Annotated in this window: 16 protein-coding genes and 1 pseudogene; 13 read left to right on the top strand and 4 right to left on the bottom strand. The window is 56.8% G+C overall.

Annotated elements, in window-relative coordinates:
• Window positions 1–273: 273 nt before the first annotated feature.
• Window positions 274–2,301 (bottom strand): serine/threonine-protein kinase, encoded by a 2,028-nt coding sequence (locus tag LKE08_RS28175; RefSeq protein ID WP_324707620.1) that lies wholly within the window; start codon window positions 2,299–2,301, stop codon window positions 274–276.
• Between the two features lie 470 nt (window positions 2,302–2,771).
• Between LKE08_RS28175 and msrP the strand changes: the two genes are divergently transcribed.
• Window positions 2,772–3,743, top strand: coding sequence for a protein-methionine-sulfoxide reductase catalytic subunit MsrP (gene msrP, locus LKE08_RS28170; RefSeq protein WP_324707619.1), 972 nt, complete (start codon window positions 2,772–2,774; stop codon window positions 3,741–3,743).
• A gap of 729 nt (window positions 3,744–4,472) precedes the next feature.
• Here the strand turns inward: msrP and LKE08_RS28165 are convergent.
• Window positions 4,473–4,820: a cupin domain-containing protein gene (locus LKE08_RS28165; RefSeq protein WP_324707618.1), complete on the bottom strand. Its 348-nt coding sequence runs from the start codon at window positions 4,818–4,820 to the stop codon at window positions 4,473–4,475.
• A 241-nt stretch (window positions 4,821–5,061) separates the two neighbouring features.
• On the opposite strand from LKE08_RS28165, the gene LKE08_RS28160 reads away from it, so the two are divergent.
• Window positions 5,062–5,643, top strand: coding sequence for a thioredoxin family protein (locus tag LKE08_RS28160; RefSeq protein WP_324707617.1), 582 nt, complete (start codon window positions 5,062–5,064; stop codon window positions 5,641–5,643).
• 92 nt (window positions 5,644–5,735) lie between these two features.
• Here the strand turns inward: LKE08_RS28160 and LKE08_RS28155 are convergent, their stop codons facing one another.
• Entirely contained in the window at window positions 5,736–6,371 is a 636-nt protein-coding gene (locus tag LKE08_RS28155) for a hypothetical protein (protein WP_324707616.1), read from the bottom strand.
• A gap of 377 nt (window positions 6,372–6,748) precedes the next feature.
• On the opposite strand from LKE08_RS28155, the gene LKE08_RS28150 reads away from it, so the two are divergent.
• The 9 genes from LKE08_RS28150 to LKE08_RS28110 all read left to right on the top strand — a co-directional run bounded on the left by LKE08_RS28150 (window position 6,749) and on the right by LKE08_RS28110 (window position 18,978).
• A complete protein-coding gene (locus LKE08_RS28150; protein WP_324707615.1) occupies window positions 6,749–7,864 on the top strand; it encodes a hypothetical protein in 1,116 nt (371 codons plus the stop codon).
• A 185-nt stretch (window positions 7,865–8,049) separates the two neighbouring features.
• The gene (locus LKE08_RS28145; RefSeq protein ID WP_324707614.1) at window positions 8,050–9,870 is read left to right on the top strand and encodes a WD40 repeat domain-containing serine/threonine-protein kinase; all 1,821 of its coding nucleotides are present in this window, start codon (window positions 8,050–8,052) and stop codon (window positions 9,868–9,870) included.
• 205 nt (window positions 9,871–10,075) lie between these two features.
• Window positions 10,076–10,354, top strand: coding sequence for a hypothetical protein (locus LKE08_RS28140; RefSeq protein ID WP_324707613.1), 279 nt, complete (start codon window positions 10,076–10,078; stop codon window positions 10,352–10,354).
• Between the two features lie 344 nt (window positions 10,355–10,698).
• The gene (locus LKE08_RS28135; RefSeq protein WP_324707612.1) at window positions 10,699–10,950 is read left to right on the top strand and encodes a hypothetical protein; all 252 of its coding nucleotides are present in this window, start codon (window positions 10,699–10,701) and stop codon (window positions 10,948–10,950) included.
• A gap of 12 nt (window positions 10,951–10,962) precedes the next feature.
• The gene (locus tag LKE08_RS28130) at window positions 10,963–11,220 is read left to right on the top strand and encodes a cytotoxic translational repressor of toxin-antitoxin stability system (RefSeq protein WP_324707611.1); all 258 of its coding nucleotides are present in this window, start codon (window positions 10,963–10,965) and stop codon (window positions 11,218–11,220) included.
• Window positions 11,221–11,617: 397 nt separating this feature from the next.
• The gene (locus tag LKE08_RS28125; protein WP_324707610.1) at window positions 11,618–13,204 is read left to right on the top strand and encodes a glucose-6-phosphate isomerase; all 1,587 of its coding nucleotides are present in this window, start codon (window positions 11,618–11,620) and stop codon (window positions 13,202–13,204) included.
• Between the two features lie 366 nt (window positions 13,205–13,570).
• Window positions 13,571–15,682 carry a phosphate acetyltransferase gene (pta, locus tag LKE08_RS28120; protein WP_324707609.1) on the top strand — a complete coding sequence of 704 codons (2,112 nt, stop codon included), beginning with the start codon at window positions 13,571–13,573 and terminating at the stop codon, window positions 15,680–15,682.
• A 104-nt stretch (window positions 15,683–15,786) separates the two neighbouring features.
• The gene (locus LKE08_RS28115) at window positions 15,787–18,573 is read left to right on the top strand and encodes an EAL domain-containing protein (protein ID WP_324707608.1); all 2,787 of its coding nucleotides are present in this window, start codon (window positions 15,787–15,789) and stop codon (window positions 18,571–18,573) included.
• A 120-nt stretch (window positions 18,574–18,693) separates the two neighbouring features.
• Window positions 18,694–18,978 carry a DUF427 domain-containing protein gene (locus LKE08_RS28110; RefSeq protein WP_324707607.1) on the top strand — a complete coding sequence of 95 codons (285 nt, stop codon included), beginning with the start codon at window positions 18,694–18,696 and terminating at the stop codon, window positions 18,976–18,978.
• A gap of 89 nt (window positions 18,979–19,067) precedes the next feature.
• Here the strand turns inward: LKE08_RS28110 and LKE08_RS28105 are convergent, their stop codons facing one another.
• Window positions 19,068–19,445, bottom strand: coding sequence for a helix-turn-helix domain-containing protein (locus tag LKE08_RS28105; RefSeq protein WP_324707606.1), 378 nt, complete (start codon window positions 19,443–19,445; stop codon window positions 19,068–19,070).
• A gap of 428 nt (window positions 19,446–19,873) precedes the next feature.
• Between LKE08_RS28105 and ppsA the strand changes: the two genes are divergently transcribed.
• Window positions 19,874–22,333, top strand: coding sequence for a phosphoenolpyruvate synthase (gene ppsA / locus LKE08_RS28100; RefSeq protein ID WP_324707605.1), 2,460 nt, complete (start codon window positions 19,874–19,876; stop codon window positions 22,331–22,333).
• Between the two features lie 605 nt (window positions 22,334–22,938).
• Window positions 22,939–23,615: pseudogene (locus tag LKE08_RS28095) on the top strand (hypothetical protein); the annotation flags it as partial.

The following is a 23,615-nucleotide window of genomic DNA, read 5'->3' as shown; positions in this document are numbered from 1 at the left end:
TCTCCCCCCTTACCAAGGGGGGCTGGGGGGGATTCTTCGCTTTTCCCGAGGATTGAAGATCCCCCATTATCCCCCTTAATAAGGGGGACTTCGAGACCAATTCTCCCCCCTTACCAAGGGGGGCTGGGGGGGATTCTTCACTTTTTCCGAGGATTGAAGATCCCCCATTATCCCCCTTAATAAGGGGGACTTTGAGGGAGAGCAATTCTCCTTTCTTATTAATGGACGGGAGGGGGCTTAATCCCCATTCCCTATTCCCGACTCCCTATTCCCTCAAAATGACAGTTGCCAGACTTTGATATTGTCGTCAAAGCTGCCGCTGACCAGGGTTTTTCCTCGGGGATTGAACGCCACGTTCACCCAGGATTGGTGGCCCTTGAGGGTTCCCATCAGTCCGCCGGTGCCGGTTTGCCAGAGTTTCACCGTGCCGGCGAAGTCGCCGCTGGCGAGGGTCTGGCCGTCGGGGCTGAAGGAGAGGGACTGGATTTTGTCGCCGTGGCCGGCGAGGGTTTGCAGGGGGAGGCTGCTGAAATATTCCGATTCCAGGCGGTCGAGATCCCAGAGGCGGACGGTGTGATCCCAGCTTCCGGTGGCGAGGGTCTGGCCGTCGGGGGCGATCGCGACGGACCAAATTGCGGACGTGTGGCCGCTGAAGCTGCGGATCAGTTGTCCGGTGTGGGGGTTCCACAATTCAACCATGCCGTTGCTGCCGCCGCCGACCAGGGTTTGTCCGTCGGGACTGAACGCGATCGCCTGGATGCGATCGCCGTATCCCCGCAGGGTCTGCCGCTCGATCCCCGTGTAGGCGTCCCAGAGGCGGATCGCCCCGTCCTGTCCGGTGCTGGCGATGGTGCGGCCGTCGGGACTGAAGGCCAGGGCGTGCACCCATCCCCGGTGTCCCGGCAGTACCATTTTCAGGCGTCCGCTCCACAGGTCCCAGATGCGGATGGTCTGGTCGCCACCGGCGCTGGCCAGCAACCGTCCCCCGGGGGCGATCGCGATCGCCCCCACGGGTTTGTGGTGTCCGGCGAGGGTGTTGAGCCGGTGTCCCGTCTTCAAGTCCACCAGATCGATGCTGCCGTCGGTGTTCCCGCTCGCCACGATCTGTCCGTCGGGACTCACCGCGATCGACCAAACCGGCCCCTCATTTTCCACCAACGTCCGCACCGCAGAGAATTTTTTCTGGTAAAGCGTCGGGTTGGAGTCCAACTTGGGGATCGTCGGCCCGATGTCCGGCATCCGCTTCACCGGGTTCGGATGGCGGGAGGTTTCCGGGACGGGAGCGGGGAGCCGGGAGGCGAGGATCAGGGATAAGATCGTCAGGGCGATGCCACCCCAGGCCGTCATCATCCACTGCTGTTTGGGCGTCTGGACGACGGGCACCACCCCCGACCCCCGCCGCAACACTTCGATCGCCTCCGCCGCCGACTGATACCGCCCGGCCGGATTACGCTGCACCAGGGTATCCAAAATCCGCCCCAGACGGCGGCTGACGGGCCGTTTGAGGTAGTCCCGCCACACCCAGGTGTTGGATTTGACGTCGAACAGGTCGAAGGGGGAAACCTGGGTCAGCAGGTGCAGGCAAGTGACCCCCAAACTGTAGAGATCGCTGCGGGGGTCGAGGTGTCCTCGGGTGCGCTCCGGCGCCGCGTATTCCGCCGCTCCGCCGATGCAGTGATCCGCGTCCCGCTCCCATTCCGTCCGGGGGACTGCCGAGCCGAAATCCACCAGAGCCAGCCGAGATCCCCCGGTGGCTACTTGGGGCGATCGCACGATATTTTCGGGTTTGATATCCCCGTGAACCATGCCGTTTTCGTGGACGACCTGGAGCACCGGCAGCACTGCACCGAGGAGGTTCCAAATCTGGATCTCCCGAAACACCCCGTCGCTGTTCAACTCCTCCGCCAGGTTTCGCCCGCGAACGTACTCGTGGACGAAATAGCGATCGCCGTCGAGCTCGAAACTGGCAAAAAGTTCCGGAATGGAGGGTTCCCGCCCAATTTGATCGAGTTCTCTGGCCCGCACAGAAAAATCCGGTTCAATTGATAAGTTTTTAGTCAGATCGGTTTGACCTTCGTTAATGTCGCGATCGACGCCCGGAAATTGCTTGATCGTGCATTGCGGTTGGGAGGGCTTATCCTCATCGACAGCCAGGAACGTCCGGCTGACCGTACTTTCTCCCAAAATTTTAAGAATTCGGTAGCGGCCTTTGAGTCGCAAACTCCCCCCGCAACTTTGGCAGGAAGTCTGACGGGGAGAATTCTGAGGATTCTGACAATGGGGATTGATGCAGTAACTCATAACCAGCCGTTCTTTCGGTATATTTTTTCCATAATAAGTCTTTCTTTCAGGGTAGCCACACCTCCCGGGGGGGGGATAGCTTTCGTAATCAAACGCAACATTCCGGCGGCCGGGGTGCGATCGCCTACCCCAAAGCTTGCAAAAACGGTAAGGTTGAATACAGCAGTCTGGCGGGGGGAGGGGAGGAAGCGGGGGGAGCGGAGGGAGCGGAGGGAGCGGAGGGAGCTGAGGGAGCTGAGGGAGCGGAGGGTGGGATATCCGGACCGCTTGGGAATCAATTCCCAAGCTAACAGCTCAAATCATCTGAAGATGATTGGGGAATTTGTACGAAACTAAGACAAACTTGCCCCCCTGCCTCCTGGAGCCCCCCCTGCCCCCCCTGCCTCCTGGAGCCCCCCCTGCCTCCTGGAGCCCCCTCTGCCCCCTCTGCCCCCCCTGCCCCCCTGCCCCTAAAGTCCCTTTTTTTGGCCATGTCATTCATCCGCGTCCCCCACTCCTGGCAACTTCCCGAAAAACTCGTCACCCCGGAATCGGCATTTCTCAACCGCCGCCGCTTCATCAAAGGACTCGTCGGCGCCGGTTTGGGGGCATCGATCCTGCCCTTGGCCGGATGCCAAAACGCCCCCGCCGGCAGTCAGACGGCTCAAAAATCCTATCCCGACCTGCCCCAAAACCCCGACTTTTCCGACCCCGGACGGGCCGTCACCGCCGAAGATCTCGCCACCCGCTACAACAACTATTACGAATTTGGCGGCTCGAAGTCCGTTTGGGAAGCCGCCCAAGCCCTCCCCACGGACAACTGGCGGGTGGAGGTCGCCGGACTGGTGAAAAATCCCAAAACTTACGATCTCGACGACCTCCAGAAAAAATTCCCCCTCGAAGAACGGATTTACCGATTTCGCTGCGTGGAAGCCTGGGCGATGGTCGTCCCCTGGGTCGGCTTCCCGATGCGGCTCCTGTTGGAAGATGTCGAACCCGCAGCCGAGGCGAAATTCGTCCGCTTCACGTCCTTTTACGACCCCAAAATTACCAAAGGACCGGGTTTCTGGGCGACGAACTACCCCTGGCCTTATACGGAGGGGTTGACGATTGAGGAAATGGCGAACGAGTTGGCGTTTTTCGCCACCGGAATTTACGGCAAAACCCTCCCCAAACAAAACGGGGCGCCAATCCGGATGGTGATTCCGTGGAAATACGGATTTAAAGGGGCAAAAGCGATCGTCAAAATCGAATTTCTCGATCGCCAACCGCCCACGTTCTGGAATACCCTCGTCCCCGACGAATACGGCTTCGTCGCCAACGTCAACCCCGACAAACCTCACCCCCGCTGGTCCCAAGCCACGGAACGCATCGTCGGCCCCGGCCCGAGCTTTTCCTGGGACACCCAACCCACGATCATTTATAACGGCTACGGGGAATATGTCGCCGATTTGTACGCTTGACTGGGATTGGGGAGTCGGGATTGGGGAGTTGGGAGTCGGGAGTCGGGAGTCGGGAGTCGGGAGGAAAGAGAAAAAACGTTTCATTTCTCACTGCTAAATCCAATATCTCCGCTCCCAATGGGGAATCTAAAATCTATAGCAGTTGTCTGTCTGCTGCGATACGGTTCGATCCCCCTAAATCCCCCTTAAAAAGGGGGACTTAACGTCGATCTGTGTATCTCACTGACTTGAAAATTGCTGTAATATAGAATCCGGTTAAATACCCAGAAATCAAAGCCAATTCCGGCTCCCCCCTTTCTCCCCCCTTCTCCCCCTTTCTCCCCCCTTCTCCCCCCTTACAAAGGGGGGCTGGGGGGGATGGGGGCTGGGGGGGATGGGGGCTGGGGGGGATGGGGGCTGGGGGGGATCGAGGGGGGGCGGGTAAATAACCGCATCTGAATATTATTCTCTTTTGTCACTCCGGGAGAGTTCGGCGATTTTCCGCCATCACAGCCGACGACAGATTGAGGTTTCACCCCAGTCTGACAGAAGAGGGTATTATATCAGATCCGTTTTTCCCTTCCTTCAACTTCCCCAATCATCTTCAGATGATTTGAGCTGGTAGGGGCCCCTGGCTTGCGCCCTTGGGAATTGATTCCCAAGCGGTTTGGATATCCAACTCAAAGTCCCCCTTATCAAGGGGGATTTAGGGGGATCGAACCGTATTACAACAGATAGAAAACTGCTATATTATTCATCCTTCTCCGTCGGTTCGGATAGCGTGAGCAAAAATGCCAGATTTTCTTCCGTCTTGAGGGCGTGGGGGGCGTTGGCTTTCATGAATACGAAAACTCCGGGTTCCAGGGCGATCTCTTTTCCTTCCAGGGTCAAAATGCCTTTCCCTTCCAAAACGTTGACCGTCGCATTTCGGGTGGAGGTGTGTTCGGAAATATCCGTCCCCGCCGCCAGACAAAATAGCGTGTACTGACAATTTTCGTCTTTGAGCAACACGCGGCTGACAATTCCCTCCGACGCATATTGAATCTGTTCCCGAAGGTTGATGATTTTTGAGGTGTCGGGCTGTATGATGGCGCTCATCTTTTATTTTTCTCCGTCGCAATGATTACCATTGTAGCGATCGCACCTTCGGCTAAAGGAGGGAATCGGGAGTCGGGAGTCGGAAAATGTCTCGCGTCTCACTCCTGATTCCTGACTCCTCTCCCACTGGGGACTCTAAAATCAGGGCGCAAGCCAGGGGCCCCGACAATTTTTCCGCCCCAATTGTTCGCGAATTGTCCGATAATCGAAACGGATATTGCAGAAACTCGGAATCTCAATCATGGCTTTGACCGCTTCGACGATGTTAGACCTGGGGACGAAAGCCCCCGACTTCCAACTCCAGGACGTCAAATCGGGGGAGACGATTTCCCCGGACACGTTTGCCGACAAAAAGGCCCTGCTGGTGATGTTTATCTGCTCTCACTGTCCCTTCGTGAAGCACGTCCAGGACGAACTGGCAAAACTGGGGAACGATTACCTGCCGAAGGGGGTGGGTATCGTCGCCATCAGTTCCAATTCCGTCCAAACCCACCCCCAGGACGGGCCGGAACACCTCAAAACCCAGGCGGAAACCGTGGGATTTTCCTTCCCCTACTGCTACGACGAAACCCAAGATGTCGCCAAGGCTTACACGGCGGCCTGCACGCCGGATTTCTTCCTGTTTGACGGCGATCGCAAATTGGCTTACCGGGGCCAACTCGACGACTCCCGCCCCGGAAATGACAAACCCGTGACGGGGGCACATTTGCGGGCGGCGTTGGATAAAGTTCTGGCCGGAGAATCCATTTCGGAAGACCAAAAACCGAGCGTGGGTTGCAACATCAAATGGCATCCGGGAAGCGAACCCAGCTATTTTGGATAATCAATTGAATGAGAAACCGGGTTTCTACGAATGTTTTGGGTTTAAAACTCGGAAATCTGACAGAAACCCGGTTTCTGAAAACGCCCGACATCCTAATCCGTAATTGCCCGCAACAAGACGTCCGTCAAGCTGATTTCTTCCACGTCTTCCAAAGTCACCGTGTCGCAGATGTCGTACTTGGCGCCGGAGGCCTGCAACTCGTCGTCGAGCATTCGGAAAAATTCGGTGGCTCGGGCGTCCGCCCCGACGCTGATCAGTTCGATCGCCAATTCTTCTTCGTGGCTCAACTGGTTGGAAGCGTTCACCAAAATTCGCTTGATTTCCAATAAAGGATTGACGATCTCTCCGCCCGTCACCACCAAAATCGTCTCGCCGTTGGGCTGCGATCGCTCCATCGCCCGCCGCTCGAAATAGCGGTCGGTGGCGTCCTTGAGGACGGCCCCCAAGTTAGCCTTTCCGGCCGGTTTGCGATCTTTGAAAAGTTCGCCGATGTGGTCGGAGGTGATGCGATCGTAGCGTTGAAAATCGTCGGCGAATAAATAGATCGCGATCCCGTCCGGGTCGAAATGTTCGCAGTAGGTCGCCAGTTCCAACGTCGATGTCTGCATCAACTCCCACCGCGATCGCCCCCCTTTGTCAGCCGGCATCGCCATGCTCTGGCTGCGGTCAACGATGAGCGTATAATCTCGTTTCTCCAGGGCCGCACCCCCTTCCAGCAAAATATCCATTCCAAACCTCCAGGTCGAATTCAAACCGTCTCAGCCTTTCTATTCAGAAAAATGATAGAAAAATTGGACACTGGGCAATCTTACGGTTGTCCGGTTATAATAAAAGATATAGGCTATGATACCCTGCGGTTGTACTCAACCTCAGTCTGCGTTGGTAGGCTTCATTGTATAACCTGCAACTTTTATCAGTCACTTGGCATCGTAAAGTTTTATGAACAGACCGGGAAAATTTTCCGGGTCATTCAAGAGAATTGTTTATGGGTTGATGTCGGGCAATTCTGCCAGATGGAAACCCGATTTGAGATCTGGGCTGGGGGCAACAATTGTCAGAGTATCGCGGTCTTGTCGTCAAATCTCTGCGATCGCAAATGCTGCCCATGAAATCCCGATCCCCCCACCCCCAGCACAAACAGCCATCCAATTCCCCCAGAAAACCGAAGCCACCTCGCCCTTTGATTCTGGCGATGATGCTGACGGGGGTACTCGTCCTCGAAACCTATCCGACGGCGATCGAAACGATCGCCCGCACCTTCGGCGAGACCATCCCCGCGTCGCAAACCGCCGTCGCCGAGAACCCCGCCCCCTCCCCCCTCCAGGCCGATCCCCCCGCGCAAAAGCCGGTCGTCGCCCGATCCATCTGCGACTGGGGCGACATTTGCGAACTCCCGCCGCCGCAAGCCGACCCGGCGGTTCCCAACCTTTTATTTGTCAGTCAGGAAAAACAACTGAAACCAATTGTCCCCGACTTCTGGACGTCGTTCCCCGCCGAGAAACCGCCCCGGGCGGCCCTGACCCAAGTTTCCGGCGACCTCCCCGCCGACGTCGCCGCCGCGGTCCGCCAGGAAATCGCCCGTCAAGAAGGGATCGATGGAAACCGGCTCAAAATTGTCGGCGCCGAAGCCCAAACCTGGCCGGACACCTGCCTGGGACTGGCCGGTGCCGACGAATTTTGCGGTCAAATGTTGGTGGAGGGGTGGCGGGTGAAAGTCTCCGACGGCGATCGCACCTGGACCTACCGCACCGACGGACGCGGCAACACCCTCCGCCGGGAACCGGAAGGGCAAAGCCTGCAAATTCCCCCCGCCGTAGCCGAAGCCGTTTTCGACGCCGCATCCCGACGGCTGGGATTTCCCCACACCGCCTTCCGCATCGCCGGCGCCGAGGCCCAAACCTGGCCCGACGGCTGTCTGGGATTGAGCGAACCCGGGACGTTCTGCACCCAAGCCCTAGTCCCCGGCTGGCGAGTCACCGTCAGCGACGGAAATGCCCAACTGGTCTACCGCACCGACCGCTCCGGTTCCACGGTCAAACTCGACGAGGAAGCCAGCCAAACGGGCGCCGCCGATCCCCTGAACCTCCTGAAAACGTCCCCCGATCGCCTGTTATCCTCCTGGACGCAACAGATCGCATTCCGCGGCGTCGCCCCCTGCGACATCCCGCAGACGACCCACGATCCCCAATTTGGACAAGGGTGCCAAGAACTGCCAAGATAGGGTGGAGGAAGAAAAGTGAAAAGTGAAAAGTGAAAAGTGAAGTGAGAAATTTCTCACTCCTCACTTCCAACTCCGATACCTCCGCCCAAACCGGGGAATCTCAAATCAGGGCGCAAGCCAGACGCCCCTACAATCTAAAATTCCCGACTACGGTCGATTCTCAGGATTTGATCTAACCCACTCCGATGAGCTACTGCCTCAATCCCCAGTGTCCCCACCCACAGAATCCCGACGACGGGAAATTTTGTCTCACCTGCGGCGCGAAACTGTTGCTCAGAGAGCGATATCGGGCGATCGCGCCCATCGGCCACGGGGGATTCGGCAAAACCTTTTTGGCGGTGGACGAAGACAAACCCTCCCGCCCCGCCTGCGTGATCAAACAGTTCTTTCCCCAAACCCAGGGCGCCCCACAGGCCCGCAAGGCAGCGGAACTGTTCCACCGGGAGGCGGTTCGCCTCGACGAACTCGGCAAACACCCCCAAATTCCCGATTTACTCGCCCATTTCGAGCAGGACAAAAACCAGTATTTGGTGCAGGAATATATCGACGGCGCCAACTTGGAGGAAGAACTGACCCACCGGGGTCCGTTCGCCGAAACCCAGATCCGGCAACTCCTCGATGACCTGTTGCCCGTCTTGCAGTTCGTCCACCAATCCCGGGTCATCCACCGGGACATCAAACCCGCCAACATCATCCGCCGGGGGCAGGCGGGAACCGCCACCGGGCAACTCTCCGGCCAGTTGGTTTTGGTGGACTTCGGCGCCGCCAAGGTCGTCACGGACACCCAACTCCCCGGAACCGGAACCGTCATCGGCAGTCCCGAATACGTCGCCCCGGAACAGACCCGGGGTCAGGCGGTCTACGCCAGCGACATCTACAGCTTGGGGGTGACGTGCCTGCACCTGCTCACCCAAATTTCCCCCTTCGACCTCTACGACATCCACGAAGATCGCTGGGTCTGGCGGGATTATTTGCGGGGGCCAGCGATCGCCGATTCCCTGGGATCGGTGTTGGATCGGATGGTCGCCACCCTCCCCAACCAGCGCTACGAGTCCGCCCTGGACGTGTTGAAAGCCCTCCACCCCGGTGGCATCCCCCCGGCGCTTTTGGGGGGGTTGCCGGGGGTGGGAACGCCTCCGCCCGCGATCGCCCGACCGTCCCCGTCCCCGCAGACGGGCGCATCGAGAACCGTACAACAGCCCCCCACCCCGAAATTCAGCCGCGTCGCCCCGCTGCGATCAACCGCCCGAGTGCCCCTCCACACCCTCACCGGCCACCGGGATGCGGTCACGTCCGTCGCCTTTTCCCCCGATGGGAAAACCCTCGCGAGCGGCAGCGAAGACCTCACCATCGAAATTTGGAAGGCGGATGTCGGCAAGCGCTGGTACACCCTCACCGGACACGAAGATTGGGTCACGTCCGTGGCGTTTTCCCCGGACGGGCAGACCTTGGCCAGCGGCTCCCGGGATCAAACCGTCGAAATTTGGGATTTGAAAAAGGGCAAGCGCTGGTACACCCTCTCGGGACACGCCGATCGCGTCTACGGGGTGGCCTTTTCCCCGGACGGGCAGACCTTGGCCAGCGCCTCCCGCGATCGGACGGTGCGGCTGTGGGATTTGAAGCGATCGCGGGAGTTGGCGACCCTGGACGGGTGGCCGGACTGGGTGCGGACGGTCGCTTTCGGCCCCGACGGACGAGTTTTGGCGGGGGGGTGCCGGGACGGTTCGATCCGCCTGTGGCAATACCGGGGGGATTCCTGGCAACTGTGGCGCACCCTGCGGGCCGACGATACCGACATCTTCGCGATCGCCTTGAGTCCGGACGGTTCCCAATTGACCGCTGGCAACCGCCGGGGCAACATCGACCTCTGGCAAGTCAACAGCGGCACCTTGTTGGAGACGATTTCCGCCCACTCCGGCGACGTCCTCTCCCTGGCTTTCGCACCCGACGGCAACACCCTGGCCAGCGGCGGGAGCGATCGCCTCGTCAAACTGTGGAACCTTTAGCGATCGTTCCCAGGGAATGGGGAATAGGGAATAGGGAATAGGGGACAGTTTCTCCCCCCGCTTAACCGTTGCCCCGGTCGCCCCGACACCCGACACCGGGCGCGCGCAGCCCTATAAAAATCCGAGCCGGAGTTGAATTTCCTTGAGAAGTGTCATACAATTATTAAATAATTATTAAATTTTGTCGCATAGGTAACAAAAATCGATGCACAACGACTACTATGGGCTGTTAATATCGACCCTCAGTTTTCGTCATCGCTGGAAGTGGCAAATTATCCTGCCCTACGGCGGACACCTGACCTCCAACGACGACTATTCCACAGCCGAGGAAGCCCTGCTGGGGGGCAAGCACTGGATCGACCGCGAGACGGCGTTCAACGCCCTCAATAGCTGTCTGGCCCAGTTCTACAGCGCGGGAGTCATCAATCCCCCCGAATATCAAAACTTGATGGATTCCCTGCGGGGCATTACCCAGCGCTGCTGATCCGCAATGCTTTTGGCTCCAGGCTCTGAGGATTTCCTCTCGCCAACTCCCACCTCGAAATGATGGATTTTTTCGGAACGGTCGGGACTCGATTCGCAACCTGGGGCACCTTCGTGTTGGGGTTCCGAGTCGAATGGCATCTGCCGGCATCCCCTTCGATACGGCCGCGGATATTGGGTGCGATCGCCCGTTTTTTTTCTCTTCAAAAATATTAAAGATTGCCCCCAATTGCCACCGGACGGGCTCGGAAAAGGGGCGTTTCTCCTGCCCCCCGATACCGGGAACGCCCCGTCTGCCGTTAAAATCGAGACAGTTGCTCGCCCCGACCGCAGTCGATGAAAGGGATGATATCTTTGAGGAAAAAATTGCACCGTCTGGTGGATGGAATCGCAGAAGAAGATGTAAAAGTCGCCTGGGAATTCCTGAAACCCCTTTACGAAGACGCCTTCGTGCTCGACGCCATCCAAAATGCCCAGGGGAAATTGAGACCCGGAGATGCGCTGACCCGGGAAGAAGCGCTTCAAATCCTGTATTTTGATTACGGGCGGGTTCGAGTCCCCAAGACGGCGGCCCCTTCCGACACCCATTCTCAATAATTTTCAGATCTCGTGAATCTCGAAGTTCGCTATGCACGCTCTTTCTTGCAGGATTTGACCGGACTCGAAACGGCCGACTATTTGCGGGTTTATGAATTCATTTTTATCAAGTTTCCGAAGCTGAATCGCCTGCAAGATCTGCCGGAACTCCGCCCCCTCGCCGGGAGTAGCATTTATTATCGATTCGCGATCGACGATTATCTCGTCGGCCTGGAGGTGACGGGCCAGATCGTCAAATTTATCCGCATCCTTCCCCGACCCCAGGTCTGAAGTCCGCTGGGAGTCGGGAGTCGGGGGGAAATCGCAGAAATTTTCCTGATTATAACGGAAAAAATGTGGATATTTGTTGATAAAAATTCGGGGGGCGATCGCCCTCGGAGAAGGGTTAAAAATTTCGTTAAAATCGACTCGCACCGCCAAATCGATTGATTTTTCGTCCATTTGATCTGACGATTAAAAATAGTGTCCGCCGTCGCCCCGCCGGCAACCCGACCCGAACTTCCGGGATCGAATCGGTTCTTCGGGGTACGTTTTCCGATAGAATATCTGCGGGTAGATTAGGCTCGATCGCGTCTAAATTCTATCGATCGCTCGGGGGAAAGGATCGCGCCCTCTCGCCCTTCGGGCTCTGGCACTGGCAATTTTACAGACAACGGAAAACAGAATTATGGATGCCACCGCACTCTGGCAACGCTACCAAGATTGGCTTTACTATCACGAGGAGTTGGGACTCTACCTCGACATCAGCCGGATTCGCTTCGACGGGGCTTTCTTGAAGTCCGTGAAACCCAAGTTCGAGAAGGCCTTTCGAGACATGGAAGCCCTGGAAAACGGCGCGATCGCCAACCCCGACGAAAATCGCATGGTGGGCCACTATTGGCTGCGCGACCCGGACTCGGCGCCGGACCGGCAACTCAAAGAAGAGATCGTCAGCACCATCGAGAAAGTCGAAACCTTCGCCGCCAAAGTCCACCGGGGCGAAATCAAACCCCCCCTGGCCCCCAAATTCACCGACCTGCTCTCCATCGGCATCGGCGGTTCCGCCCTCGGCCCGCAGTTCGTCGCCGACGCCCTCGCCCCCCTCGACGCGCCGCTCAACATCCACTTCATCGACAATACCGACCCGGACGGCATCGATCGCACCCTCGACAAACTCCGCGACCGCCTCAGCAGCACCCTCGTCCTCACTATCTCCAAATCCGGCGGCACCCCCGAACCCCGCAACGGTCTGGCGGAGGTAAAATCGGCCTTCGAGGCCCAAAATTTGAACTTTTCCCGGCAGGCCGTTGCGACCACCCAAATCGGCAGCAAACTCTACGAACAGGCGATCGCCGAGGGGTGGCTGGAAACCTTCCCGATGGACGACTGGGTGGGGGGCCGCACCTCGGAAATGTCGGCCGTGGGACTCCTCCCCGCCGCCCTCCAGGGCATCCAAATCCGGGAGATGCTGGCCGGCGCCAAAATCATGGACATCGCCACCCGCAAACCCGACATCAAAAAGAACCCCGCCGCCCTCCTCGCCCTGGCCTGGTACGCCGCCGGCGACGGCAGGGGGGAAAAAGATATGGTCGTCCTCCCCTACAAAGACAGACTGTTGCTGTTGAGCCGCTACCTGCAACAGTTGGTGATGGAATCCCTCGGCAAAGAAAAAGACCTGGACGGGAATATCGTCAACCAGGGCATCGCCGTCTACGGTAACAAAGGTTCCACAGATCAACACGCCTACGTCCAGCAGTTGCGGGAGGGTGTCCCCAACTTCTTCGCCACCTTTATCGAAGTGTTGCGCGATCGCGATCGGCCCTCGCCGGAGTTGCAACCCGGAGTCACCGCCGGGGACTACCTCTCCGGCTTCCTCCAGGGGACGCGACAGGCCCTCTACGACAACGGCCGCGGCTCCATCACCGTCACCATTTCAGCCGTCGCGCCGCGGGACGTGGGGGCGCTGGTCGCCCTCTACGAGCGGGCGGTGGGCCTGTACGGCTTTTTGGTCAACGTCAACGCCTACCACCAACCCGGCGTCGAAGCGGGCAAAAAGGCGGCAGCTTCGGTGTTGGAGTTGCAGCAGCGGTGCTTGCAGGCCCTCGAAACGGAAAGTGGGGGCATTTCCATCCCCGATCTGGCGGCTAAAATCTCGGCCTCCGACGAGGTGGAAACCATTTACAAGATCCTGCGTCACCTGGAAGCCAACGATCGCGGCGTCCGACTCGAAGGGGATTTCGGCAGGCCGGAAACGCTGACTGTGATATTGAAATAGGGTGTAGGGTGTAGGGTGTAGGGTGTAGGGAGCGGAGGGAGCGGGGGGAGCCGAGGGAGCGGGGGGAGTGGGGGAAGTTCAGAAACGGGTGGAACATCCGAACCGCTTGGGAATCAATTCCCAAGCTAACAGCAAAAATCATCGGTCGATGATTGGGGAATTTGTACGGATCTGACTATAAATTTGCCTCCTCCGCCTCCCCTGCCTCCTCCGCCCCCCCTGCCCCCCTGCCCTCACATGACAAAATTGATAAAACCTTAAATCCGGCGGGGTCGATCGCGAGTCCCGGTAAGCTGAGAATATCTGCTCAAACAAACTATCTCGATCGCCGGTAACGGTGAAGTTCTGAAACTGGAGTTGACTCTCATGGCCGGGAACTTGTACATTGCGACGATCGAACCGGGGAGTGGCAAATCCCTGGTGTTGCTGGGGATCATGGAACTGCTCTCCAAGCGCATCCGCAAGCTGGGTTTTTTTCGCCCCGTGATTCACTCTCGGCGCGATCGCGACAACGATATCGAATTGATCCGCTCTCGCTACCACCTCCAGTTTTCCGAGGATTCCTACTACGCCCTCACCCACGAAGAAGCCCGCACCCTGATCGCCGAGGGTCGCTACGAAGAGGCGATCAAGCGGGTGATCGAAAAATACAAAGCCCTCGAACAGCAGTGCGATTTCGTCGTCTGCGAGGGGACCGACTTCACCGACATCGCCTCCGCCTTTGAATTCGATTTCAACGTCCGATTTGCCAACCACCTCGGCTGTCCGATCCTGATCGTCGCCAACGGCTGGGATAAAAGTCCCAACGACGTCATCGGCGCCGTGCTCGCCGAACGGGAAGCCTTCATCGAACAGGGGTGCACCATCGCCGCCACCGTCGTCAACCGCGTGCGAGAGTCCGACGCCGCCGACATTGCGGAACAATTGAAACACGTCTGGCACTTCGACGATCCCCTCTTCGTCGTCCCGGAAGAACCCACCCTCGCCCAACCCACCGTCGCCGAAATCGCCCGGGCGATCGCGGGCCGGCAGATCCACGGCAGCAGCAACCGCCTCAACCAAGAAGTCCTCGATCTCAAGGTGGCGGCCATGCAGGTGCCGAATTTCCTCAGATACATTCAGGAAGGCAGCTTGATCATCACCCCTGGCGATCGCGCCGACATCCTCCTGGCTTGCCTGGGTGCGGCCGTCTCGGACAACTACCCCAACATCGCCGGCATCGTCCTCAGCGGCGGACTCGAACTCGCCCCCACCATCCAAACCCTGATCGACGGATTTCAAAGTTGGACGGTTCCCATCGTCCTGGTGGAAACCGACACCTACGAGACGGCGATGAACGTCAACCGCGTCGAGGGACAAATTACCCCCGACAACGATCGCAAAATCGCCTCCGCTTTGGGGTGGTTTGAAAAGCACGTCGATATCTTCCAAATTGAAGAGCGGATCGCGGTGTCCCGTCCCATCCGCATCACCCCGATCATGTTCGAGTACCAACTCATCGAGCGGGCAAAAGCCGACCGCCAGCACATCGTTTTGCCGGAGGGACGGGAGGACCGCATCCTGCAAGCCGCCGACATCCTGCTGCGGCGAGGCGTGGCGGATCTGACCCTGTTGGGGTCGGAGTCGGAAATCCGGGGCCGGATCGCAGCCTTGGGGTTGAACCTCTCTGAAGCTCAGATCGTCGATCCGGCGACTTCGGAATGGTACGAGGATTACGTGGAAACCTATTTCAACCTGCGCCAGCACAAAGGTATCACCAAAGACACCGCCCGGGACGTGATGCACGATGTCAGCTACTTCGGCACCATGATGGTTTACAAGGGGGCCGCCGACGGCATGGTATCCGGGGCGATCCACACCACCGGCCACACGATCCGCCCGGCCCTGGAGTTCGTCCGCACCGTGCCGGGCACGTCCATCGTCTCCAGCGTGTTTTTGATGGGGTTGGAAGACCGGGTTCTGGTGTACGGGGACTGCGCGGTGAATCCCAACCCGAACCCCCAACAACTGGCGGATATCGCCGTCAGTTCGGCGGCGACAGCCGAGATGTTTGGCATCGAGCCGCGGGTGGCGATGCTGTCCTACTCCACCGGGGAATCGGGCCGGGGCGAAGATGTGGATCGGGTCAAGGAGGCGACCCGGATCGCCCGGGAACTGCGCCCTGACTTGAAAATTGAGGGGCCGATCCAGTATGATGCAGCGATCGATGAGAGCGTGGCGAAAACGAAACTTCCGGACAGCCCCGTGGCCGGCCACGCCACGGTTTTCATTTTTCCGGATTTGAATACCGGCAACAATACGTACAAAGCCGTACAGCGATCGGCAAATGCGGTGGCGATCGGACCGATCCTTCAGGGGTTGAAAAAACCGGTGAACGATTTGAGTCGTGGTTGTACGGTGACGGATATTGTCAATACGGTGGCGATTACGGCAATTCAGGCGGCGGCGATCGGTTCGTGCCCGTCCCGTCGGACGTGATGGAGAGTTTCGGAATTCTCAGATACAATGTCTTCAACCGCCCGAGGTTTTCCGAAAACCCTTGAGCGCCCCGCCGAATGCTCACCCCGTCCGCGACCGATTTCATGAATCTCAATCGCCTGAGACGAAACCTGGCCCGCCAGGTCACGATCGCTTATGCCCTTTTGAGTGGCGTTTGGATTTTGGTGTCCGATCGCCTCCTGGAATCCGCGATCGAATATCCGGAACAATTCGCCTATTTATCAATTTTAAAAGGTTGGTTATTTGTATTCGTGACGAGCGGGATATTGTACGGACTTCTCAGGCAAAGCGAGCGATCGCTACAGGAGAGTCACAACCTCCTCAAAGAAATTATCGAAGGGACGACGGATGCCATTTTTGTCAAAGATTCGCGGGGGCGTTACGTTTTGGTCAACAGCAGCGCTGCCCAGATTTTGGGGCGGTCTGCCCGGGCAATTGTCGGCCAAAATGATTTCGATTTCTTCGCCCCCGAAGTCGCCGCCCAATTTCAAGAGACGGATCGCTCAGTGGTCGAATCCGGCATTTCCTACACCCTGGAAGAACGGGTTCCCGGAGGGGGCGAAACTCGAATCTTTTGGTCGAATAAATATCCCTGGCGAGACCTTCGCGGCCGCATCCGAGGACATATCGGTATCGCCCGAGATATTACCGAAAAAAAGCGATACGAGCAAGAACGAGAAGTCTTACTCCGGGAACTGCGCCAGAAAAACCAAGAATTGGATGCCCTCAATAAAGTGACAGAAAACGCCATCTGCACTTTGGATTTAGACCGCCTGTTGAATGTCCTCCTCGATCGCATCGTGGCGGTCATCGACGCCGACGCCGGGTCGATCTTTTTACACCAAGACAATCGCCTGAAAGTCGCCGCCCAGACGGGAACGCTACGAACCGACGCGGCCTACCAAATGGCGATCGCCAACCAGGTGGCGATCGCGACCACCGCCACCACCCAACTGCTCAATTTTAAAGGCGTAGATGGCAACAGTTCTCCCCTCGAATACCGCGTTTTGGGCATCCCCCTCAAACGCAGCAATCAGTTAGCCGGAGTCCTGCAAGTGGAATGGCACGACGCCCACACCTGCACCGAATCCGAAATGCACCTGCTCGAAATTACCGCCGAACGCTGCGCGGTGTCGATTTTGAACGCCCAGTTATTTGAACGAACCGAGCAATTAAAATCCCTGCTGCAACTCCAGTTTGAACGGATGCCGATCGGCTGTATCATCCACAATCGAGATGGATATTTCACCAATTTTAATCCGGCGGCTGAGAAGATTTTTGGCTATTCAAAAGCGGAAGTTTTGGGCTCTCACCCCTGCGATTTGATCGTGCCGGAGTCCTTACGATCTGATGTCGAAGAGATTCTGAGGCGACTGGCTGCGGGGGATATGAACGCCCACAGCGTCAACCAAAATCTCACCAAAGACGGGCGGACGATCACCTGTGAATGGCACAATACGCCCCTCACGAAACCAGACGGTGAGGCGATCGCATTGATGTCGATGGTGCAGGATGTGACGGAACGGATGGAGGCGGAGGAACAGCTTCGGAAATACGCCTACTACGACGCCCTCACCCAACTTCCCCTCAGACAATTGTTGCTGGAGCGGTTAGAAAAATTAGTGCAAAATGCCGGAGAAGATCCGCCGTTATTCGCGATCGCCCATGTGGATTTGGTGCGGTTTAAATCTATCAAATATACCCTCGGCTACGAACTGGCCGAAAAGTTGTTGGTGGCGATCGCCGACCGCCTCAAATCCTGCCTCCCTCCCTCAGCCATGCTGGCTCGGGTGGGGGTGGCTGACGAGTTCGTTATCTTACTCGAACGGGTCGAAAATCGGGATGCCGCCATCCAATTCGTCCGCCAACTCGGCACCGTTTTTGCCGAACCCTTCGATTTGGACGGTCACAAAGTCTTCCGGCGGGCGAGAATCGGTTTGGCGTTGAGTTCGGACTGCCCCGGAAGTTCGGAAGAGTTGTTGCAAGCCGCCGATCTGGCCATCCACCAATCCGGCAAGTCTGACGATACCAGTTACGCCATCTTCAGCCCGGAATATAAAGTGCACGCCGACCGCCAGCTTCAACTCGACACCGCCATGCGGCGGGATTTTAAGGCCGGGGCCTTCGAGCTCTATTACCAGCCGATCGTCTGCGCGGAAACCTTGAAATTGGTCGGCTTGGAAGCCTTGATTCGCTGGCGGAACGGTGCGGAAATGGTGTCTCCCGCCGAATTTATCCCCCTCGCGGAAGAGACGGGGTTCATCATCCCCCTGGGACTGTGGGTTTTCCGTCAAGCCTGCGGGCAATTTCGACGGTGGCGATCGCAATATCCCGCGATCGCACCCCTATTTGTGAGCGTCAACCTCTCCGTCGTGCAACTGACGCAACCTAACTTGATCTCCCAAATCGATGCCATATTGCAAGAAACGGGCATCCCCCCCGAAAAAATCAAATTGGAAATCACCGAAACCGCCGTCATGAACAATGCTGAATACGTCTCCGGCATTTTGGAAGACTTGAAGTCCCGCCACCTCCGCCTCTGCATCGACGATTTCGGCACCGGCTACTCCTCCCTGAGCTACCTCCACAATTTCCCCTTCGATACCCTCAAAGTCGATCGCTCCTTTGTCAACCGCCTCGACTCGGACCGCAAAAGCGTCGAAATTGCCCGCACTATTGCCCTGATGGCCCGGTCTCTGGACATCGAACTCGTTGCCGAAGGCATCGAAACCCCGGAACAACTCCGACAATTGCAGGCCCTCAACTACAAGCGGGTGCAGGGCTATTTATTCTCCCGGCCTGTACCCCCTAGCGTCTTGGAGCCATATCTCGAAACCTGCGATCGGGCCTTTTCCGTTGGGGGGAGTTAGGTCTGGGGGAGCTCCCTCGGCTCCCGGTCGCTTCCTCGACTCCCGACTCCCGACTCCCGACTCCCCTGCCTCCCCAAACGGCGCTATATTGGATACAAAACTTTACACTTGGAGGCGCAAATGCCGAAAGCAGTTTGGAACGGAGTGGTGCTGGCTGAGAGCGATCGCACCGAAGTGGTGGAGGGCAACCAATACTTCCCCCCCGACTCCATCAAAACGGAATATTTCAAAGATAGCGACACCCACACCACCTGCGGTTGGAAGGGAGTCGCCAACTACTACAGCATCGAAGTGGACGGCCAGGTTAACAAAGATGCCGCCTGGTACTACCCGACAACCCAATCCGCGGCTAAGAATATCGAAGGATATGTCGCCTTCTGGAAAGGAGTCAAAATAGAAGCCTGACCGGGACAGGGGGGAATTTGAGATTTGGGATTCCCCCAGTTCCCCGGCTCCCCGGGACGAAAATGCCGGGGAGCCTTTTCGGTTGCGGACTAGGATTCCTCATCCTTAGACAGCCACGCCCATCCGACCTGTTGCAGTGCGTCGAGCACGGGTTGGAGTTCGCGCCCCTTCGAGGTGAGGGAATATTCCACCCGGGGGGGGATTTCGGGGTATACCTTTCTTTCAATTATATCATGTTTTTCCAATTCCCTCAACCGCAATGTCAGGGTCTTCGTGCTCACCGGGAGGACCTCCTGCAATTCGTGGGTGCGGCGGTTGCCGCCGAACAGTTCTCGCAGAATTAAAATTGACCACTTACTGCTAATTTGCTCCAGGATATGTTCGATCGGACAGGGGCGATCGCAATCCTTCGAGTTCCCCGATTGGGGGTGGGGTTTGGGGGTTTTGCAACATTTTGTAACTTTCATTTCAACAAATTTTAACGTTTGCTCAAGTGCGATCGGACGGGTATCGGGCGTTTCAACCTTTCTTAAGGAAAGCTCACAATTCCCTCAAGACAGTATTTTTTTACTTTTGTTCACTAAGGGGAGTTAAGGAGACTATATTGTAATTCCTATAGAAAGTAATACTCTAGAAATAGAGGGAAATCAAACCCCTCTGCTAAAGAAAAAATATCGCCCCGCAGTTCGAGAGTAAAGCGAAAAATAAACGAAAGCTTAAGCGCTGCGGTTCGGACGATCCAGGTCGCCTGTGCCTGTCGCAAGAGTTGCCCGATTGCATCGGAATGGGATGGAAAATTGTTCCATTATTCCGATGGCAAATTCAGGTCAAAAATCAGGAAAAATTTGGCTGTACTCTCTACCAGACTATCATCCGAGTTTGGAGGAATTTCATAATGGTTGACAACAAGGAAAAAGCATTCGTCCTGTGGTTTGAGGAAGTTGGAATCGCCGACGTTCCCTTAGTGGGCGGGAAAAACGCATCCCTCGGCGAAATGATCCAACAGCTCACCTCCAAAGGGGTCAGCGTTCCCACGGGGTTTGCGACGACCGCTTATGCTTATCGTTACTTTGTCGAAAAAGCGGGTTTAGAAGTCAAGCTACGGGAGCTCTTTGCCGATCTCGACGTAGAAGATATGCCCAACCTGCGTAAGCGCGGCAAACAAGCTCGTTCTCTTATTCTAGATACTCCGTTCCCCCCAGAACTCGAAGAAGCCATTGTTGCTTCCTATAAACAACTGTGCGAGCGGTACGGCAGCTCGAACACCGACGATGTAGACGTGGCCGTGCGGTCCAGTGCGACAGCCGAAGACCTGCCGGATGCCAGCTTTGCCGGACAGCAGGAAACCTACCTCAACGTCTACGGTGAAGACACCGTTCTCAAATCCTGCCACAAGTGCTTCGCGTCCATCTTCACCGATCGCGCCATCTCCTACCGTACCATCAAAGGCTTCGACCACTTCGCCGTTGCCCTGTCCGTCGGCGTCCAGAAGATGGTCCGTTCCGACCTCGCCTCCTCCGGTGTGATGTTCTCCATCGACACGGAAACCGGCTTCAAGAACGCCGCCCTCGTCACCGCCGCCTACGGTTTGGGTGAAAACGTGGTTCAAGGCGCCGTCAACCCCGACGAATACTTCGTCTTCAAACCCACCCTCAAACAAGGGTTCAAGCCGATCCTCGAAAAACGGCTCGGCACCAAAGAACTGAAGATGGTGTACGATATCGGCGGCACCAAACTCACCAAGAACGTCACCGTTCCCCCCTCCCAGCGCGAACAGTTCTGTATCGAAGACGATGAAATTCTGAAACTGGCCGAGTGGGCGGTGATCATCGAAAACCACTACTCCACCGTCCGCGGCACCTACACGCCGATGGACATCGAGTGGGCGAAAGATGGCGTCACCGGGGAACTGTTCATCGTCCAGGCCCGCCCGGAAACCGTCCAATCCCAGAAATCCGGTAGCGTCCTGCGGTCTTACAAACTCAAAGGCACCGGCGACGTCCTGTCCCGAGGTCGTGCAGTCGGCGAAATGATCGGCCAGGGCAAAGCCCGGGTGATCCTCGACGTCCACAAGATCGACGAATTCAAACCCGGTGAAGTGTTGGTCACGAACAAGACCGACCCCGACTGGGAACCTATTATGAAACGGTCTAGTGCGATCGTCACCAACGCCGGCGGACGCACCTGCCACGCGGCAATTATTGCCCGGGAAATGGGAATTCCGGCCATTGTCGGTTGCGGCGACGCCACCCAAGTCGTCAAGACCGGCCAAGAAATTACCGTCTCCTGTTCGGAAGGGGAAGAAGGACGGGTGTATGAAGGATTGGTGCCCTTCGAGGTGAACGAAACCGTCCTCGACAACCTGCCCAAGACCCGCACCAAGATCCTGATGAACGTGGGCAACCCCGAAGAAGCCTTCGGTCTGGCTTCCATCCCCTGCAACGGCGTCGGCTTGGCCCGCCTCGAATTCATCATCGCCAACCACATCAAAGCCCACCCGTTGGCCCTGATGAAGTACGACGAACTCGAAGACGAGTTGACGAAGCGGGAAATCGCCGAGCTCACCAAGCTCTACGACAACAAGCCGGACTTCTTCGTTGACAAACTCGCCCACGGCATCGGTACCATCGCGGCGGCGTTCTATCCCAACCCGGTCATCGTCCGGATGTCCGACTTCAAGAGTAACGAATACGCCAACCTGTTGGGCGGTCGCCAGTTCGAGCCCAAGGAAGAAAACCCGATGATCGGCTGGCGGGGCGCGTCCCGTTACTATGACCCCAACTACCGCGAAGCCTACGGCCTCGAATGTAAGGCTCTGAAGCGGGTTCGCGACGAAATGGGTCTGACGAATGTGGTGCCGATGATTCCCTTCTGTCGGACTCCCGACGAAGGCCGGAAAGTCTTGGCTGAAATGGAGAAAAATGGCCTGAAGCGGGGCGAAAACGGCCTCCAGGTCTATGTGATGTGCGAATTGCCGAGTAATGTCATCTATGCCGATGAGTTCGCTCAAGTGTTCGATGGCTTCTCCATCGGATCGAACGACTTGACTCAGTTAACTCTGGGCTTAGACCGTGACTCCGCACTGGTGGCCCACATCTTCGACGAACGCAACGAAGCGGTGCGTCGGATGGTCACGATCGCCATCAAAGCAGCCAAGAAATACAACCGCAAGATCGGCATCTGCGGTCAGGCGCCGAGCGACTACCCCGAATTCGCCCGCTTCCTGGTGGAATTGGGTATCGACTCCATGAGTTTGAACCCCGACTCCGTGATCAAGACTATCCTCGACATCGGCAAGATGGAAGAGGCCGGAACCTTGGTTGGCGACATCATGGAAGTGGCGCAAGCTCAATAAGTGATTTTTCCAAGGCAGACACAGAGGCTCTGCCACTACAGTGACTTCTGACTTCTAATTGAAGACTGCCCCGGCTTTGGCTGGGGCAGTTTTTTTTGCCAAGAAACCGGGTTTCTACGAAAGTGGTTCTGTCCTCACCAAATATATAGCAGTGTGAAATGATGAGTGAAAATTTGAGTGGCTCAAAGCCCCCAGGATTGGGGGTTTGGGGGCCAGAAGATTTTCAAATGACTCCCGATTGCTATAGCGATCGACAGAAGGGTTAGGACAGATCGGCTAATTTGAGTCCCGCCTTGAAATTCATTGCTGTAGTTTATATAATAGTTTCTCTCGCCCTCACCCCCAACCCCTCTCCCAATCCTGGGCGAGGGGAGAAAAGCCCCGACACCGAAAAGAAACCGGGTTTCTACGAAAGTGGTTTTTTTCCCACCAAATAGCCTTCTAGAAACCCGGTTTCTACCCCCCCACCGATATCGTTAAGAAACCGGGTTTCTACGAAACTGGTTCTGTCCTCACCAAATAGCCTTCTAGAAACCCGGTTTCTACCCCCCACCCGATACTGAACTACTGTATAATGGGTGGGTAGCCAATCTGGGTTGGGAATTATGGCTCAATGTCCCGTTTGTGACACCGAATATACAGAAAATGAAGTGGAAATCTGTACCGTCTGCGGTTATGACCTGACCCCATATCCCCCCGTACTTGGAGAGATTCCCTCCGGGTTTTTGGACAAGGAGAGAAAACGCCTTGCCGCCGCCAAGCGAGTTTGGCAAATCTCCCAATCTCGGCTACAGTCCACAGAGTTAATTATATCTCGGTTTCAATCCCAGTTGGATGGAATAACCCGGCAAATCAACCAGTTAACTGAATTCGCCGAGTCGCAAGATCAACATCAAGCCAATTTTCAATCCCAGTTGAATACCATTGTCGAGAGACTCGACCGTTTTAACCCGGAATCAAATCGGCGACTATTGCTGAATTTAAAATCCCAGTTGGATGAAATCATCAGCCAAATTTCCGGGTTAACCGAGCCCCCAGACAGCAACCGGCATCCGGTTCAAGAGGGATATGTTTTTGAAGTTGTCAAAGTCAACGAAAAGGGGAAAGAAATCAGTCGCAGTCCCAGCCAGGCGGAATGTATCATCGAAGATTTGGGGGATGGAGTCACCCTGGAAATGGTATTGATTCCGGGGGGAACCTTTATGATGGGTTCACCCGCGTCCGAACAGCGATGGAGTGGGTATAGTGGCGAGGAAGAACCCCAACACCGAGTCACCATTCA

The organism is Lyngbya sp. CCY1209, assembly GCF_035615495.1.
Classification (GTDB): Bacteria; Cyanobacteriota; Cyanobacteriia; order Cyanobacteriales; family Microcoleaceae; genus Limnospira.
Note: the sequence above shows the minus strand (reverse complement) of the source record. Positions and strands in the feature narration are given on the sequence as shown.

Coding starts and splice junctions, on each gene's coding strand:
- LKE08_RS28175 (WP_324707620.1), bottom strand. CDS start 2,301: ATGAGTTACTGCATCAATCCCCATTGTCAGAATCCTCAGAATTCTCCC.
- msrP (WP_324707619.1), top strand. CDS start 2,772: ATGTCATTCATCCGCGTCCCCCACTCCTGGCAACTTCCCGAAAAACTC.
- LKE08_RS28165 (WP_324707618.1), bottom strand. CDS start 4,820: ATGAGCGCCATCATACAGCCCGACACCTCAAAAATCATCAACCTTCGG.
- LKE08_RS28160 (WP_324707617.1), top strand. CDS start 5,062: ATGGCTTTGACCGCTTCGACGATGTTAGACCTGGGGACGAAAGCCCCC.
- LKE08_RS28155 (WP_324707616.1), bottom strand. CDS start 6,371: ATGGATATTTTGCTGGAAGGGGGTGCGGCCCTGGAGAAACGAGATTAT.
- LKE08_RS28150 (WP_324707615.1), top strand. CDS start 6,749: ATGAAATCCCGATCCCCCCACCCCCAGCACAAACAGCCATCCAATTCC.
- LKE08_RS28145 (WP_324707614.1), top strand. CDS start 8,050: ATGAGCTACTGCCTCAATCCCCAGTGTCCCCACCCACAGAATCCCGAC.
- LKE08_RS28140 (WP_324707613.1), top strand. CDS start 10,076: ATGCACAACGACTACTATGGGCTGTTAATATCGACCCTCAGTTTTCGT.
- LKE08_RS28135 (WP_324707612.1), top strand. CDS start 10,699: ATGATATCTTTGAGGAAAAAATTGCACCGTCTGGTGGATGGAATCGCA.
- LKE08_RS28125 (WP_324707610.1), top strand. CDS start 11,618: ATGGATGCCACCGCACTCTGGCAACGCTACCAAGATTGGCTTTACTAT.
- pta (WP_324707609.1), top strand. CDS start 13,571: ATGGCCGGGAACTTGTACATTGCGACGATCGAACCGGGGAGTGGCAAA.
- LKE08_RS28115 (WP_324707608.1), top strand. CDS start 15,787: ATGAATCTCAATCGCCTGAGACGAAACCTGGCCCGCCAGGTCACGATC.
- LKE08_RS28110 (WP_324707607.1), top strand. CDS start 18,694: ATGCCGAAAGCAGTTTGGAACGGAGTGGTGCTGGCTGAGAGCGATCGC.
- LKE08_RS28105 (WP_324707606.1), bottom strand. CDS start 19,445: ATGAAAGTTACAAAATGTTGCAAAACCCCCAAACCCCACCCCCAATCG.
- ppsA (WP_324707605.1), top strand. CDS start 19,874: ATGGTTGACAACAAGGAAAAAGCATTCGTCCTGTGGTTTGAGGAAGTT.